14 protein-coding genes are annotated in these 15,430 nt (G+C 70.8%); 2 read left to right on the forward strand and 12 right to left on the reverse strand.

All coding sequences use genetic code 11. The features are described from left to right. Positions 1–3: 3 nt before the first annotated feature. From ABZ477_RS15855 to ABZ477_RS15875, 5 genes are all read right to left on the reverse strand, one after another. Positions 4–942, reverse strand: a complete 939-nt coding sequence (locus ABZ477_RS15855) for a permease (RefSeq protein ID WP_360135381.1) — start codon at positions 940–942, stop codon at positions 4–6. Between the two features lie 70 nt (positions 943–1,012). Further along, positions 1,013–1,429 (reverse strand): transcriptional repressor, encoded by a 417-nt coding sequence (locus tag ABZ477_RS15860; protein WP_360135157.1) that lies wholly within the window; start codon positions 1,427–1,429, stop codon positions 1,013–1,015. A gap of 9 nt (positions 1,430–1,438) precedes the next feature. Then, positions 1,439–2,362 (reverse strand): metal ABC transporter permease, encoded by a 924-nt coding sequence (locus ABZ477_RS15865; protein WP_360135159.1) that lies wholly within the window; start codon positions 2,360–2,362, stop codon positions 1,439–1,441. Next, positions 2,359–3,186 carry an ATP-binding cassette domain-containing protein gene (locus ABZ477_RS15870; RefSeq protein WP_360135161.1) on the reverse strand — a complete coding sequence of 276 codons (828 nt, stop codon included), beginning with the start codon at positions 3,184–3,186 and terminating at the stop codon, positions 2,359–2,361. Before ABZ477_RS15870 ends, ABZ477_RS15865 begins: the two co-directional genes overlap by 4 nt. Further along, a complete protein-coding gene (locus ABZ477_RS15875) occupies positions 3,183–4,133 on the reverse strand; it encodes a zinc ABC transporter substrate-binding protein (RefSeq protein WP_360135163.1) in 951 nt (316 codons plus the stop codon). The genes ABZ477_RS15870 and ABZ477_RS15875 overlap by 4 nt, the downstream gene beginning before the upstream one ends. 119 nt (positions 4,134–4,252) lie before the next feature. On the opposite strand from ABZ477_RS15875, the gene ABZ477_RS15880 reads away from it, so the two are divergent. After that, positions 4,253–4,891: a hypothetical protein gene (locus ABZ477_RS15880; protein ID WP_360135165.1), complete on the forward strand. Its 639-nt coding sequence runs from the start codon at positions 4,253–4,255 to the stop codon at positions 4,889–4,891. Positions 4,892–4,946: 55 nt separating this feature from the next. Here the strand turns inward: ABZ477_RS15880 and ABZ477_RS15885 are convergent, their stop codons facing one another. The 5 genes from ABZ477_RS15885 to ABZ477_RS15905 all read right to left on the reverse strand — a co-directional run bounded on the left by ABZ477_RS15885 (position 4,947) and on the right by ABZ477_RS15905 (position 13,316). Further along, positions 4,947–8,381 (reverse strand): alkaline phosphatase family protein, encoded by a 3,435-nt coding sequence (locus ABZ477_RS15885; RefSeq protein ID WP_360135167.1) that lies wholly within the window; start codon positions 8,379–8,381, stop codon positions 4,947–4,949. Between the two features lie 146 nt (positions 8,382–8,527). Beyond that, on the reverse strand, positions 8,528–9,910 hold the full coding sequence (locus ABZ477_RS15890) for a dihydrolipoamide acetyltransferase family protein (protein ID WP_360135169.1): 1,383 nt from the start codon (positions 9,908–9,910) through the stop codon (positions 8,528–8,530). 99 nt (positions 9,911–10,009) lie between these two features. After that, positions 10,010–10,984, reverse strand: a complete 975-nt coding sequence (locus tag ABZ477_RS15895) for an alpha-ketoacid dehydrogenase subunit beta (protein ID WP_360135383.1) — start codon at positions 10,982–10,984, stop codon at positions 10,010–10,012. Positions 10,985–11,034: 50 nt separating this feature from the next. After that, positions 11,035–12,198 (reverse strand): thiamine pyrophosphate-dependent dehydrogenase E1 component subunit alpha, encoded by a 1,164-nt coding sequence (locus ABZ477_RS15900; RefSeq protein ID WP_360135171.1) that lies wholly within the window; start codon positions 12,196–12,198, stop codon positions 11,035–11,037. Continuing rightward, on the reverse strand, positions 12,195–13,316 hold the full coding sequence (locus ABZ477_RS15905) for a histidinol-phosphate transaminase (RefSeq protein WP_360135173.1): 1,122 nt from the start codon (positions 13,314–13,316) through the stop codon (positions 12,195–12,197). The genes ABZ477_RS15900 and ABZ477_RS15905 overlap by 4 nt, the downstream gene beginning before the upstream one ends. 120 nt (positions 13,317–13,436) lie before the next feature. On the opposite strand from ABZ477_RS15905, the gene ABZ477_RS15910 reads away from it, so the two are divergent. Beyond that, a complete protein-coding gene (locus ABZ477_RS15910; RefSeq protein ID WP_360135175.1) occupies positions 13,437–13,829 on the forward strand; it encodes a phage holin family protein in 393 nt (130 codons plus the stop codon). Here the strand turns inward: ABZ477_RS15910 and ABZ477_RS15915 are convergent. Continuing rightward, positions 13,801–15,168, reverse strand: coding sequence for a hypothetical protein (locus ABZ477_RS15915; protein WP_360135177.1), 1,368 nt, complete (start codon positions 15,166–15,168; stop codon positions 13,801–13,803). The genes ABZ477_RS15910 and ABZ477_RS15915 overlap by 29 nt on opposite strands. Before the next feature lies 1 nt (position 15,169). Beyond that, entirely contained in the window at positions 15,170–15,415 is a 246-nt protein-coding gene (locus ABZ477_RS15920) for a hypothetical protein (RefSeq protein ID WP_360135179.1), read from the reverse strand. Positions 15,416–15,430 lie beyond the last annotated feature (15 nt).

The raw sequence follows: 15,430 nt of genomic DNA on the forward strand, positions 1-15,430 counted from the left end.
GATCTAGACAAGGAGATTCACCGCCGTCCCGATCGCGAACGCCGAGAGGACCACGACGACGACGAGTCCGACGAGGACGCGGGTCGTGAAGGTCGTGCGCAGGAGGGCGAGCATCTTGACGTCGACGAGCGGGCCGACCAGGAGGAACGCGACGATCGATCCCGGCGTGAACGTCGAGGCGAACGACAGCGCGAAGAACGCGTCGACGTTGGAGCAGATCGAGACGACCATCGCCAGGACCATCATCGCGATGATCGAGAGCGCCGGGTCCGACCCGATCGCGAGGAGCGCGTCGCGCGGGATGAGCACCTGGACGGCTCCGGCGAGCGCCGAGCCCACGACGAGCGCGGGCAGGACGGCGCGCAGCTCGACGACGAACTGCGCGAGGCTGCGCCGGCCCCGGCCGCCGGGCTCGTGCAGCACGACGTCGCACGTCGCCTTGAAACGGTCGGTCAGCAGGGCGTCGGGGTCGGGATGCCGGCTGTACAGCCAGCCGATGAGGTTGGCGATCGCGTAGCCGCCGAGCAGTCGCGCGATGAGGATGCCGTCGTCGAACCCGAACGCCTGGTGCGTCGTGATGATGACGATGGGGTTCACGATCGGCGCCGCGATGAGGAACGTGAGCGTCTCGGGAACCGTGAACCCGCGCATCAGGAGACCGCGCGCGAAGGGGACGTTGCCGCACTCGCACACCGGCACGACCATGCCCAGGAGCGACAGGACCGCACGTCGCGCCCACGCGCGGCGCGGCATCCATCGCTCCAGCACGCCGGGCGGCACCCAGACCTGCACGACGATGGACAGGACGACGCCGAGCACGACGAACGGGAGCGACTCGATGAGGACGCTCAGGGCGAGGGTCAGACCGTCCTGCACGCGCGTCGGCAGCTCCACCGCGTAGAGCGACGGGGCGAACGCGTCGATCGCGAAGAGCAGCCCGATGAGGGCGGCGCCGATCAGCAGCCAGACGATCGCGCGGCCCGTGCGGGGGCGTGCGGCGACCGCCGGCGGCTCAGTCCGCGTCACGCTCGCTCGCTCGAGCGGCCGCGCACGAGGCGCACAGCCCGAAGATGTCGACGACGTGCTCCGCCTCGATGAAGCCGTTCGCGGCGGCCGTCGCACGCGCCCACTGCTCGACATCCGTCGCCTCGATCTCGACGGCGAGTCCGCACGAGCGGCAGATGAGGTGGTGGTGGTGGCCGCGGGTCGCGCACGCGCGGTAGAGGCTCTCGCCTTCGGGGCTCTGCAACGAGTCGGCGTCGCCCTGAGCCGCGAGTCCCGCGAGCGCGCGATAGACCGTCGCCAGGCCGATGCCCGTGTTCTCGTCGCGCAGCGTCGCGTGCAGGCTCTGCGCGCTCACGAAGCCGCGGGCGTCGGCGAGCGCCTCGCGCACCCGCTCCCGCTGCCACGTGTTCCGCTGCACGACCATGGCCGGAGTCTACCCGCGGGCCATGGGAGCGGCCTGGGCGGGACCGGTCGCCGCAGGCAGTCCGGATGCCTCTCCCCGCGCCCGCTCGACGCGTCCGCGCCGCCCGCCGACGAGGCGGCACACGACGTAGATGAGGAACGAGATCGTCGTGATGTACGGGCTCACCGGCAGGGTGCCGGCGATCGCGATGAGGATGCCGCCCACCGCCGAGACGAAGCCGAAGACCGCCGACAGGACGGGCACCGAGACCGGCCCTGACGCGACGCGCATCGCGGCGGCGGCGGGCGTGACGAGGAGGGCCATGACGAGGAGCGCGCCGATGATGTGGACGCTGACGGCGACGATGAGGCCGAGCACGACCATGAAGGCGAGCGAGATCGTCGTCGTCGGCACGCCGCGCGCCGCCGCCGACATGGGGTCGAGCGAGTCGAAGCGCAGCGGCCGCCACATCAGGACGAGGGCCAGGAACGCGGCGGCGCTGATGACGATGAGAAGGCCCAGCTGGTCGTTCTGCACCGACACGATCGAGCCCGTCAGCAGGCTGAACTGGCTCGCGGAACGGCCCGGATACAGCGAGAGGAACAGGATGCCGAGACCCATGCCGAACGGCATGAGCACGCCGATGATCGAGTTGCGGTCGCGCGCGCGGGCGCCGAGCCACCCGATGAGGAGCGCGGCCGCGAGCGACCCGACGATCGAGCCGGTGACGACGTCGAAGCCGAACAGGAGCGCGGCGGCGGCGCCGGCGAACGAGAGCTCGCTGATGCCGTGGACGGCGAAGGCCATGTCGCGCTGCATGATGAAGACGCCGACGAGGCCGCCGACGAGCCCGAGCACGGCACCGGCCCACACGGAGTTCGAGACAAGGGCGAGGATCTCGCCGTAGACGGGGAGACCGCCGAACATCGCGTTCCAGATCTCCTCCCCGCTCATGCGTGAGCCCCCGCATCGCCGTCCTCGTCCTCGTGATGGTGGTGCTGCTCCTCCGCGTCCGGCGCTCCGACCACGACGAGCCGGCCGCCCGCCTGCAGCACGTACACGGGTGCGCCGTAGAGGTCGCTCAGCACCTTCGAGTCGAGCACCTCCTCGGGACGCCCGAGCATGAAGCGCCCGCCGGCGAGGTAGAGGATCCGGTCGACGCTGGACAGGACCGGGTTGACGTCGTGCGTCACGAACAGGACCGCGGCATCCGTCCGCCTGCGGTGGCTGTCGATGAGCGACACGACGGCGCGCTGGTTGGCGAGGTCGAGGCTCGTGAGGGGCTCGTCGCACAGGAGGAGGCGCGGCTCGTCCGCGAGCGCCTGCCCGATCCGCAGCCGCTGCTGCTCGCCGCCGGAGAGGAGCCCGACGGGCTGGTCGGCGAAGCGCTCGGCCCCGACCGAGCGGACGAGGGCGTCGACGCGCGCGCGGTCGGCGCGCCGCGTGATCGGCAGGCCCCAGCGGTGGCCGTCGACGCCCAGCGCGACCAGGTCGCGTCCCCGCAGCGACGTCTCGCGCGGGAGCGGTCGCGACTGCGGCACGTAGCCGATCCGGCGGTTGCCCTTCGCGCGGACGGGGGCGCCCAGGGCGGTGATCGTGCCGGAGGTCAGCGGCTCGAGGCCCAGGATCGCGCGCAGGAGCGTCGTCTTGCCCGAACCGCTCGGGCCCAGGACGGCGATGAACTCGCCCGGGGCGACGGTGAGGTCCAGGCCCGCCCACAGCTCCCGCTCACCACGGCGCAGCGAAGCCCCCTCGATCCGCAGCAGAGCCTCGCTCACTGCTCGAGCGCGTCCTGGATCGCCGCGATGTTCTCCTGCATCCACGAGATGTAAGTGTGGTCCTCGGGGAGTGTCTCGGCGAACTCGACGACGGGGATGCCGGACGCCTCCGCCTCGTCGACGACCTGCTCGGTCTCGGCGCCGCCCGTCTGCGCATTGACGAACACGACGCGCACATCGCCGCCCTCGAGGAGCTTGATGGATTCGAGCAGGACGGCGGGAGCGACATCCAGTCCCTCCTCGACCGCCTCGGCGAAGGCCGCAGGCGTGACGTCGGACAGACCCGCCGCCTCGAGGAGGTACAGCGGCACGGGCTCCGTGACGAAGACGTCGTCGCCGGCGTACTCGGCCTCGAGGTCGGCGAGGGACGACTCGAGCCCCGTGATCTGCTCGGCGAGCGCATCCGCGGCCGTCGTGAAGGCGTCCGCGTCGTCGGGGCTCAGCGCGATGAGCTTCGACGCGATGCCCTGCACGAGGTCGGCCATCGCAGTCGGGTCGTACCAGACGTGCTCGTTGAAGCCTTCGACGTGCTCGTGGCCGTGGTCGCCCTCGCTGTCGTCATGGGCTGCACCGCCGGGCCATTCGTGCGAGAACTCGACGGCCGTGAGGACCTGCGCCTCCGTGCCGCTCGCCTCGATGAGCCCGTCGATGAACGGGTCGTAGCCGCCGCCGTTCTCGATCACGAGGTCGGCCTCGGCGACCGCGAGCTGGTCCTGCGCGCTCGGCTCGAACGAGTGCGGGTCCTGCGCGCCCGACGTGATGATGGACGTCACGTCGACGAGGTCGCCGCCGATCTCCTCCGCGAGCTGCCCGTAGACGTTCGTCGACGCGACGACGTCGATGCGCCCGTCGTCCTCGGCGGCAGTCGACTCGCCGCTCGCGCAGCCCGCGAGCAGGAGGGCGGATGCCGCGGCCAGCGCAGCGACGGACAGTCGTCGGGAGGTCATGCTCCGACTCTAGCGGTACTGATAATCGTTCTCAACTTGACGCCCGCCTCCTCGATGGGGCCGGAGCATGAGGCTAATGTTTCGCCATGCGGTCGCCCGAACCGCGGAGGAGCAGACGGATGACCGTGAGCACGAGCGGAACAGCATCCGTCCCGACCCTGCGCGAGCGCCTGCGCGCCTCGGCGCTGCTCGCGCTGCCGTTCCAGGTCGGCTCGATCGTCGTCGCGATCGCGCTGGGGATGCTGGGCGCCGAGGTCGAGCTGCCGCTCACGCTCCTGCTCGTCTTCGCGTACGCGGCGCCGCTCCTCGTCGAACTCGTGTTCCGCACGACGCTGCCGTGGACCCTGCAGCTGAGCTATCTCGTCTTCATCGCGGCCGGGTCATTCGCCGGGAGCGCGCTGCACGTGTACTGGTACTTCCCGCTGTGGGACGTGATCGTCCATTTCTACTCGGGGATCATGCTCGCGTGGCTCGGGATGCTGCTGGTCCGCCGCGCCGAGGAGCGCACGGGCGTCGGGCTGCCGATGTGGTTCTCGCTCACGGTGATCCTGCTCACGCCGATGGCGTTCGCGGCGGCGTGGGAGCTCTGCGAGTTCGCGAGCGACATCCTCATCGGCACGGCATCCCAGCACGGCAACACGGACTCCATGACGGACCTCCTCGCGGGCACCGCCGGCGGCGTCGCCGCCATCGTGCTCCTGCTGCTGACCCGCCGCCCGCGGACGCTCGCGCCGGCGTCGCTGCTCACGCGGAGCTGACCTCCGCGGCGCGTTCGATCCTTCGTTCGATGTGAACGAAGGTCCGGGCTTCGGCTCACCGCCCCAGCAGCATCCGAGCGACCCAGCCCGAGAGGTCGTGATAGTCGACGCCTTCCTCCCTCATCCGTCGCCGGGTGAGGGGCGGAGTGTCGATGAGACTGGCTCCGGGCCAGGTCAGGCTCCGTACCGTTGCGGGAAGGACCTCCGGCTCGTCCGGCGCAGGGACGTCGAGGCGGGGCTCGGCTTCCGTGAGGTACGACTCGAAGCTGTTGGCCGCGGTGACGCGCTCGCTCAGGAAGGGTCTGCGGTCCTGCGCGAACCGGGCGAGCACGGTCTTCGTGATGGAGCAGTGATCGAGGATGATGCGTGGTCCCCGTCCCGGCGAGACCCACGGCGACACGACGAAGGTCGGCACCCGCAGGCCGTACGGGATGAGGGTCTCGATGGGCTCGGGCTCCGGCTCGTCCTCGTCCTGTGCGAACACCCCGTCGAGGGGCAGTCGTGCGGCATCCAGGATCCGCCCTCCCAATCCCGTCCGTCCGGGACCGCCGGTGGCCGTGCCCGGTCCCTCACCTGAGACGCCGAGACCGGACCCTCCGCCTGTGGTGAACGAGCCGCCGGGTGCGGCGCCGGGTGCCACGAACCCGCCGGTCGTCCCGGACCCGCCGGTCGTCCCGGACCCGCCGGTCGTCCCGGACCCGCCGGTCGTGGCGGACCCTACGCCCTCGATGAGATCCGGCGCACCGTCGACGAGGACCTCGGCGACGGGAGGCACCACGTGGTCGTACAGCCCGCCGTGCTCGTCGTACGTGATGATGAGCAGCGTCTTCCGCCAGAGCGCGGGATTGGACCGCAGCGCCGTGTACACCCGCCAGATGAAATGCTGCCCGCGCCACATGTCGGCATCCGGGTGGTCGTCGTCCTGCGGACTGTGGTGCATCGCGGGTTCGATGGACGTGAACGACGGCAGGTCGCCCGCTGCGACGTCCGACTCGAGGTCGTCGAGCGGACGGATGCGCACGTCGTCCGTCGCGTAGCGCGCGAACAGGCGGAGCATCGTCACCGAGGGCGCGGATTCGTACACCCGCCACGAGACGCCGAGCTTCTCGAGCTCGTCATAGACCGTCGGCTGGCGCGAGAGCCGGAAGTTGTCGCCCTCGTGGTTGTGGAGCATGGGCGTGTCGAAGCGGTCGTGGTCGACATCCCCGGTCAGCAGGTACATGCGGTTGGGAAGAGTCGGTCCCGGGTGGGAGCAGTAGTACCGGTCGGCGTAGCCGTAGTGCTCGGCGAGGAACGCATAGACCGGCAGATCCTGCTCGTCGTAGAAGCCCAGGACGTCCTCGGGGAGCGTGGGCTCCGGCGTCGTCGGCTCGTTCTTGAGCCCGTTCTTCTTCCGGAAGTTGTTCACGAACCCCTCGGGGGCGTTGATCGTGCGCCCTCCCGGCGTCTGGATGCGGCGCTCGAGCTGCTCGTCGACGTCCTTCACCTCGTGCCCGACGCCGTGCGGGAGCCTTGTCCGCTTGCCCGCGAGATTGAGCGGGAACTGCGCGTCGCGCAGCCGCCGGACCGTGAAGTCGGCAGAGGTGCTCTCCAGTCCCGCGATGATGTCGTCGGTGAGTCCGTTGGCCTCGTCGGGTGCGACACCGCCGTCCGGCAGGGAGCGGTAGCCGAGCACGTGGTCGTACGAGCGGTTCTCCATCATGACGACGACGATGTGGTCGATCTTCTCGAGCAGCTTGTCGGCCTTCCATGTGTCGCCGATCTGCGGAGGGATGAAGCGCACCATTCCCGGACCGATGTGCTGCCGGCTGCGCCCGCGTGCCTGCTTCCAGGTGGGGCGCGGCTTCCGATCGGGCTCGAGGGGCGCGATGTATTCGAACAGGATGCGATCGCCGTCGAACCCGATCCGGCGGTACTGCAGGTGCGCGCCCATGATCGTCATCAGGATGCGGGGGGCGAGCGTCGGGTCGTCGATGAAGTCCTTCACGGCATCCACGACAGCGCCGTTGATGCCGTCCTCGATGAGCTCCTCCACGACGGCGACGCTGATCGCACCGGCGAGCCCCGCCAAGGCGATCGCGGTGATGATCGCCGACGTGCTGATGTCGACGTCGAACGCCTCGTCGCTCACCGCGGAGATGAGGCGCGGAGTGCCGTCGGGGTCGAGTCGAATGCCGATCTCGACCGTGATGCTGCCGCCGTCCGGTCTCGCCGACGCGAGGTTCACGCCCTCCCATTCGACCCGTACGCGGCCCGACGTGCGGACCGTGAGCCGCACGGCGGGCGTCTCCTCGCCGAGGAGCCTCCCGTGGCCGACCGTCAGCTCGATGCTCTCCAGGCGGAAGCCCGAGACGTCCAGCTCGATGCCGTGGCCGAGGTCGCGCAGACGGCGGTATACGGTGAACTGCCGCCCCGTCACGATGTCGGTGGAGGTGCCGGCTTTCTTGAGGAGACCGTCCAGAAGGCCGTACATGTCGATCGTCTCGGCGGCGATCGGATCGGTGATCGTCATGCGCGCCTCGACGTGCGTCGCGGTGTTGCGGCCTTCGAGTTGGATGAAGTCGCCGTCGGGCCCGAGGAGGGCCTCGATCCGATCATGCAGGACGTCGGTGGTCACCCGGCTGCGGCCGAGGACCGTCGCGCTGACCCTGGTGGCGAAATCGACCGCACCATCCGGAACCACCGAGAGCGTCCACATCCGCGGCGCGCCGGCGGCGTCGCGCGACTTGGCGAGAGTCGTCAGCGGAATGTCGACCGTGAGGACTCTTGACGTCGAGCGACCCATGACCACGCCGTTCGGATCCCGCAGGGTCATGCTCCCCGACCAGCGCGTCAGGAAGAGGATGCCGTCGATCCGGGCTTCGAAGATGCCCTCGCGGTGCAGGTCCAACGTGAAGTCGCGCCGGGCGAGGATCGGCGTCCTCGGCACGAGGGACGGCGCGCTCTCGGAGCGCACCGTCTCGAGGAGCGACACCTCCCAGCGGGCCTGCTCGTCGGAGAGGGAATCGCCGAGCGACTCGTTGATCCGGATGGGCGGAGTGCGGCCCCGCAGGTGATACGACCAGCGGCCCTTGGGCAGTCCCCGGCGGTCTCGGTAGCGATCCAGATCCGCGCGCGTCACGACCGACGCCGCGAACGGCCTGCCGTCGGGATCCCGGATCGTGAGGGTGCACGGGATCGAGAACTCGGTGATGTCGAACCCCTTGTCACCGCCCGGGATCTGCGGGGAGCCCGGATCCCCGATCCCCCCTGGCCCTCCTCCGGGGCCGTCGATCCCCGTCGGGACGTCCGGCAGGTCGCCGCCCGGGTCGGGGAATCTCGTGAGCCGACGGTATGACGCCTCGACGGTCCGCGTGAGCGCCCCTGTGTGCAGCACCTCGAAGGTCCCGTCCACCGAGATCGTGAAGGTGGTGCTTCCATCGGCGTTGGTGAGGCGATCGGGGGGAAGCCCATCGAAGACCAGGACATGGCGCAGCTGGAAGGGCATCATCGCACCTCGGCTCTTCGTGGCCGGCCCCGAGTCTCCCCCAGGCTCCGCGCCGATCCGAGACCCGGTGTAGCACCGCGCCGCGGTCACGGCAAGGGCCACCGTCAGGCCTCAGCGAGCGTCGGCAGCCCGGCTCGAAGACGGCGTCATCAGTCGAGGAGCAGGGCGGGCTCCTCGAGGATCGAGGCGACGTCGGCGATGAAGCGCGACATCCCGTCGCCGTCGACGACGCGGTGGTCGAACGAGCCGGCGACCGTCGTGACGTAGCGGGGACGCACCTCGCCGTCGACCACCCACGGCTTCTGACGGATCGTCCCGAGCGCGACGATGCCCGCCTCGCCCGGATTGATGATCGGGGTACCGGCGTCCATGCCGAACACGCCGATGTTGGTGATCGTGATCGTGCCGCCGTGCTGGTCTGCGACGGTCGACTTGCCGTCGCGCGCCGTGATGGTGAGCTTCTCGAGGGCCCGGGCGAGCTCTCGCAGCGAGAGGTCCTGCGCGTCCTTGATGTTGGGCACGAGCAGGCCCCGCGGTGTCGCCGCGGCGATGCCGAGGTTGACGTAGTGGCGCACGCTGATCTCGGCGCCCTGATCCGTGTCGATCCAGGCGGCGTTGACCATCGGCGTGCGTCGCACCGCCCAGATGACGGCGCGCGCCATGATGAGCAGCGGAGAGACCTTGATGTCGGCGAAGTCCGGCGAGGACTTGAGCCTGCGGACGAGCTCCATCGTGCGGGTCGCATCGACGTCCGTCCACACCGAGACGTGCGGCGCCGAGTACGCGCTGCTCGTCATGGCGGTCGCGGTGGCCTTCCGGACGCCCCGCACGGGGATCGACTCCTCGCGCTCGCCGGTCGCCTCCGCGGCGGTCTCGGCGGGAGGACGCGGAGCCGTGACGGCGGGCGCCGGGGCAGGTGCCGGGACGGCGATCGTCTCCTCGCGCACGGCGGGCCATTCGGGCGTCTCGATGTTGCGGAACACGCTGGCCTGCGATGCGTGCTTCACGACGTCGTCGCGGGTCACCTCGCCCGCGGCGCCGCTCGGCGTGACGGCGGCGAGGTCGACGCCCAGATCACGCGCGAGCTTGCGGATCGGGGGCTTCGCGATGACACCGACGGATGCCTCGACACGCTCGTGCGCCGTGACGACGGGCTTGCGACGCCGCGACTGGACGTGTCCGCCCGTGCCGTAGCCCACGAGCACGGCACCGCCCTCGGGCTCGGCGGGGGCGCCGTGCTCGGTCTGCCCCACGACGGACGGGCCGCTGGGCGCGGCATCCGTCCCCTCGGCCCTGGGGGTGATCGTGATGATCGGGGAGCCGACGTTGACGGTGTCGCCTTCAGTCGCCAGGAGCTCGCCCACGGTGCCGGCGAAGGGCGACGGCAGCTCGACGAGGGACTTCGCGGTCTCGATCTCGACGAGGACGTCGTTGACGGCGACGGCGTCGCCCGGGGCGACGCGCCACGAGACGATCTCGGCCTCGGTGAGACCCTCGCCGACGTCGGGGAGGAGGAAGGTCTGAGTGCTCATCCGGGTCTCCTATCTCCCGCTCGGTGCGCGAGAGGGCAGAAATGTGCGCAAGGCACGGCGTGTCGCGTACATTTTCGCCCTCTCGCGAGCGGGTCGGGGTCAGTAGGCCAGAGCGCGGTCGACGGCCTCGAGGATGCGGTCGGCGTCGGGCAGGTACTTGCCCTCGAGCTTGGCCGGAGGGAACGGAGTGTCGTAGCCCGACACGCGAAGCACGGGGGCCTCGAGGGCGTAGAAGGCCTTCTCCATGACGGTCGCCGAGATCTCGGACCCGAGGCTCGTGAAGCCCGGCGCCTCCTGCGCGTAGACCATGCGTCCCGTGCGGCGGACGGAGTCGAGGATGGGGCCGTAGTCGACGGGCGAGAGCGAGCGCAGGTCGATGACCTCGCAGCTCGTGCCCTCGGACTCGGCGAGCGCGGCCGCCTGGAGGAGCGTCGACACGATCGCGCCGTGCCCGACGAGCGTCACGTCGGTGCCGCGGCGGACGAGCCGCGATGCATGCAGCGGCAGCGCGCGGGCCGTCGTGTCGACCTCGCCCTTCGGCCAGTAGCGGCTCTTGGGCTCGAGGAAGATGACGGGGTCGTCCGAGGCGATCGAGTCCTGGATCATCCAGTACGCGTCGTTCGGCGTGGACGGGCTCACGACGCGCAGGCCCGGTGTGTGCGTGAAGTACGCCTCGGGGCTCTCCTGGTGATGCTCGACGGCTCCGATGTGCCCGCCGTACGGGATGCGGATGACGACGGGGAACCGCATCGCACCCTCGAGCCGGTTCGTGAGCTTCGCGAGCTGCGACGTGATCTGGTCGAACGCAGGGAAGACGAAGCCGTCGAACTGGATCTCGCAGACCGGCCGGAAGCCGGCCATCGCGAGTCCGATCGCCGTGCCGACGATCCCGGATTCGGCGAGGGGCGTGTCGAGCACGCGGTTCTTGCCGAACTCGGCCTGCAGCCCCTCCGTGACGCGGAACACACCGCCGAGCGGCCCGATGTCCTCGCCCATGAGCAGGACCCGGTCGTTCTCGGCGAGCGCGCGGCGCAGGCCCGCGTTGAGCGCGCGGCTGAACGGCAGCGTCTCGATGCCCGTCGCGGGCGCCGCGGTCGCTGAGCTGGTCGAAGCGTCGGCGGTGGTCACGATGCGCCCTCCTCGAACGATGCCTCGTAGTCGGCGAAGCCCGCCTTCTGCTCGTCGATGAGCGGGTGCGGCTCGGAGTACACGTGGTCGAACATGACATCGGTCGGGATGTCGCCGAGCTGCGTCGTGCGCACGCGCGCGTCCTCGGCGACGGCCTCGGCCTCGGCGTCGACCTCGGCGAAGAACGAATCCGCGGCGCCGCGCGTCTTCAGGAACGCGCGCATGCGGTCGATCGGGTCGCGGCGGGCCCACGACTGCTCCTCGTCCGACGTGCGGTACTTCGTCGGGTCGTCGCTCGTCGTGTGCGCGCCCATCCGGTACGTCAGCGCCTCGATCGCACGCGGGCCGCCGCCGGCTCGCGCCTCGTCGAGCGCGACCTTCGTCACGGCGTAGCTCGCGAGGACGTCGTTGCCGTCGATGGGGATGCTCGGCATCCCGTACCCCTCGCCCCGCTTGTACAGCGGCGAGCGCGACTGCGTCGAGACGGGCACGGAGATGGCCCACTGGTTGTTCTGCAGGAAGAAGACCTGCGGCGTGCGGTAGCTCGCGGCGAAGACCATCGCCTCGTGCACGTCGCCCTGGCTCGACGCGCCGTCGCCGTAGTAGACGATGACGGCCTCGTCGCGTTCGAGGTCGCCCGTGCCGCATCGCCCGTCGAAGACGAGCCCCATGCCGTAGCCCGTCGCGTGGAGGGTCTGCGAGCCGAGCACGAGCGTGTAGATGTGCGTGTTGCCGTTGCGGGGATCGGTGGGGTCCCATCCGCCGTGCGTCAGCCCGCGCATGACGCGGATGATGTCGATCGGGTCCACGCCGCGGATGCGGGCCACGACGTGCTCGCGGTAGGACGGGAAGACGTGGTCCTGCGAGCGGGCCGCGCGGACGGAGCCGACCTGTGCGGCCTCCTGCCCGTGGCTCGGCGGCCACAGGGCGAGCTGGCCCTGGCGCTGGAGGTTCGTCGCCTGCCTGTCGAAGGCACGGATGACGACCATGTCGCGATAGAAGCCCTCGAGCTCGGCATCCGTCAGTGCGTCGACGATCTCGAGGTACCGCTCGGCGGCGGGAGTCGGTGCGAGCGTCCCGTCGGCCGCGAGCACCCGGACCACCGCGGGATCCGCGGAGGTGGAGACGTGGGGAGGAACCGAGGCTTCGGTCGGGGTCACTTTTCTACGCTAGCCGCTCGCCCCTGATGGCCTTCTGGGAGGGTCTTCACAACGGATGCTGCGATCCGTAGGACCTTGTCCACTGACTCATGCTCGCCGACGGATATACGGATGCCGTCACCCGCGAACGGCCGGACCACGAGCCCCGCCTCGACGAAGCGCTCGGCGATGTCGAGGGTCTCGGCGCCGGCGGGGAGCCACACGAAGTTGCCCTGCGCTTCCGGGACGTCCCACCCCTCGTCGCGCAGCGCCGCCACGAGCGCATCGCGGCGCTGCGCGATGACGCGCACGCGCTCGAGCAGCTCGGGCTCGGCGTCGAGGCTCGCGAGCGCCGCGACCTCGGCCTGGGCTGTGACGGAGAGCGGGATCGCGGTCGAGCGTGCCGCGTCGAGGACGCGCGGGTGGCCGATCGCGTAGCCGACGCGGAGGCCGGCGAGGCCGAAGGCCTTCGAGAACGTGCGGAGGACGACGACGTTGGGCCGCGGGTGCCCGCCGGGCTCGCGCAGGCCGTTGACGGCATCCGGATCCGTCACGAACTCGGAGTAGGCCTCGTCCAGGATCACGAGAACGTCGGCCGGGACACGGCTGACGAAGGCGTCGAACTCGGCCTGCGTCACGATGGGCCCGGTGGGGTTGTTCGGGGTGCACACGATGATCGCGCGCGTCCGCTCCGTGATGGCGCCGGCCATCGCGTCGAGGTCGTGGCGCGCGCCGGGCGCGAGCGGCACCTGCACGGCCGTCGCGCCGGCGACGACCGCGAGCCACGGATAGGCCTCGAACGAGCGCCAGGCGTAGACGACCTCGTCTCCGGGTCCCGCGGTGGCCTGGATGAGCTGGGCGAGGATCGAGACGCTGCCCGCCCCGACGTGCACGCCGTCGTCCGTCACGCCGAACCGTTCGGCCAGGCGCGCGCGCAGGCGCGCGGCCGAGGCATCCGGATAGCGGTTGAAGGCTGCGGCGTCGCGGACGCGCTCGAGGACTCCGGGGAGCGGATCGAAGGGGTTCTCGTTGCTCGACAGCTTGAACGCGTCGGGCCCCGCCTGGCGGCCCTGCTTGTAGGGCGGCAGCGCGGCGACCTCGGGACGCACGCGGACGGGGATATCGGAGGCGTCGGTCACGTCCCGAGTCTACGAGCGGGCGGCGGGCGGCGGGATGGCGATCGGTCGGGACGCGGTGCGGGCGGCGCGCCGTCGAGACCCTCGTCGTGCGGACCGCGCGCGTGCCAGACTGACCGCATCATGGGCTTCCTCATCCGCGTCGTCGTCAACGCCTTCGCCATCTGGGTCGTGACGCTGATCCCTGCGCTGCAGGTCACCGTCATCGCGTTCCCGCCCGGCGAGACCCTGCAGTACGTCCTGACGCTGCTGATCGTGGCCGCGATCTTCGCGATCGTGAACACGATCATCGGCACGATCATCAAGATCATCTCGATCCCGCTGTACATCCTGACGCTCGGCCTCATCGGCCTGCTCATCAACGGGTTCCTGCTTTGGCTCACGGCGTGGCTCACGAGCTTCTGGAACTGGGGCCTGCGGGTCGAGGACTTCTGGTGGGGTGTCGTGGCCGCCATCGTCATCTCGATCATCAACTGGGTCGCGGGCATCATCCTCCGTCCCCGCAGGAAGGACTGACGAGGCCGTCCTCGCCTGATGGACTGACGCGCTCAGCCGAGTACTCGGTCACCTCGACGGATGCTGCGCCCTCCAGCTCCTCGAAGACCTGGCGCACGCCGTCCATCCGCGGATCGGACGACCCGTCGAGCATCGCCGCCGTCTCCTCATACGCCGTCACGTGGTGGACGCCGAACTCGACATCCGCTTGCGACGGCAGCGGGTCGACCAGCCGCTCCGCGACGAAGCTGCCCGCCGACCCGACCTGCGTGTCGAGCCCGCCGCCCTGGAGCCCCGCGACGGGATCGTCGGTGTGCCGGACGGCGACGCTCAGCGTGTCGGACCCGACCTCCGCTTCGACGGGCGACCCGAAGGTCACGAGCGTCCGGGTGTCGTAGCCGCCGTCGACGGCGAGCCACGACGCGATCATCGCGCCCTGCGAGTGGCCGAAGGCATGGACGACGTCACCGGGCTTCGCGCCGGCGTCCCGCAGAGCGGCGAGGGTCGCGGCGTACGACGCGGACCGCTTCCCTCCGTAGAGCTCGATGTCCGACTTGACGTCGAACGCATCGGTCTTGCCCCACGTGCCCGAGGTCGTGCCGCGGACGTAGACGGCGAACCACCGCGAGCCGTCGGGCATCGCGTAGCGCTCGACGCGCACGCGCCCCGCCTCGCTGGACGGGATCCGCGCCGCAGCCGCGGCGAGCGATTCGGGCGCGGCCACCGGGCCGACCGCCGTCGGGAGCGCGCGGACCCGCACGGCGTCCGCGACTCCCGTGAGCCGCTCGCCGCGTTCGATGATGCCGAGACGCTCTCCCCGGATCAGGCCCGTCATCGCGGCCGCCGCAATTCCGGCCCCGGCCATCGCGTGGGGACCTGCCGGCGTGAGCAGCCACGACAGTGCGGGCGTCTGGAGGAGCAGATCGCTCGACCACAGGGCGCCGTAGAGTCCCTGCTGCCACGAAGCCTTGAGGCCCGTCCACGGGTGATCGTGCTCCAAGGCGCTCAGCCGCGCGTCGATGCGCCGGATCGCCGCCGAGTCTCCCGCCGCCTCGGCGGCCGCGCGCTCGGCGCGCAGCTCGACCGCCTCGTACACGGCCGCCAGGCCCGTGAGCGTTCCCCCGAGGTCCCGCGTCGAATCCCCCGCGTCCGCAGCCCGGGTCTGGAGGAACAGCGTGCGCGAGTCGGCGTAGATCGTGTCGGCGCCGGGCACGGCGTTCATCTGAGCCGCCGCGCGACGGTACATCGTCGCGACGTCGTCGAGCTCCTGCCCGAGCCGACGGAGTCGGTCGGCCGCCGCGCGCAGCGAGGCGGTGTCGACCGCGACGACGCCGCCGCTGCGGATCTCGAGGTCGCCCACGTCACCCCACCGCCGTGAACGCCCGCTGCCACAGGGCGCGCAGCTCGTGCTCGAGGCTGTCCGTCGTCGCACGCACCTGCTCCAGCCGGCCGATCAGCTGAGCGAGCTCGTCGCGGTACGCGCGGGCGGCCGCGCACTCCCACGCGGTCTCGTCGCGCAGACGGTCGAATTCGAGGATGACGCGGCTCAGCGCGCGCCGTGCTTCGGGCAGGAGCCCCCAGCCCATCGGAGTCCATCGGGTTTCCATCCGCCGAGGATGGCC

This window comes from Microbacterium sp. NPDC019599 (genome assembly GCF_040632175.1).
Classification (GTDB): Bacteria; Actinomycetota; Actinomycetes; order Actinomycetales; family Microbacteriaceae; genus Microbacterium.

Excerpts from the sequence above, each read along its gene's own strand:
- ABZ477_RS15860 (WP_360135157.1), bottom strand. The coding sequence starts at position 1,429 with ATGGTCGTGCAGCGGAACACGTGGCAGCGGGAGCGGGTGCGCGAGGCG.
- ABZ477_RS15865 (WP_360135159.1), bottom strand. The coding sequence starts at position 2,362 with ATGAGCGGGGAGGAGATCTGGAACGCGATGTTCGGCGGTCTCCCCGTC.
- ABZ477_RS15875 (WP_360135163.1), bottom strand. The coding sequence starts at position 4,133 with ATGACCTCCCGACGACTGTCCGTCGCTGCGCTGGCCGCGGCATCCGCC.
- ABZ477_RS15880 (WP_360135165.1), top strand. The coding sequence starts at position 4,253 with ATGACCGTGAGCACGAGCGGAACAGCATCCGTCCCGACCCTGCGCGAG.
- ABZ477_RS15885 (WP_360135167.1), bottom strand. The coding sequence starts at position 8,381 with ATGATGCCCTTCCAGCTGCGCCATGTCCTGGTCTTCGATGGGCTTCCC.
- ABZ477_RS15890 (WP_360135169.1), bottom strand. The coding sequence starts at position 9,910 with ATGAGCACTCAGACCTTCCTCCTCCCCGACGTCGGCGAGGGTCTCACC.
- ABZ477_RS15910 (WP_360135175.1), top strand. The coding sequence starts at position 13,437 with ATGGGCTTCCTCATCCGCGTCGTCGTCAACGCCTTCGCCATCTGGGTC.
- ABZ477_RS15920 (WP_360135179.1), bottom strand. The coding sequence starts at position 15,415 with ATGGAAACCCGATGGACTCCGATGGGCTGGGGGCTCCTGCCCGAAGCA.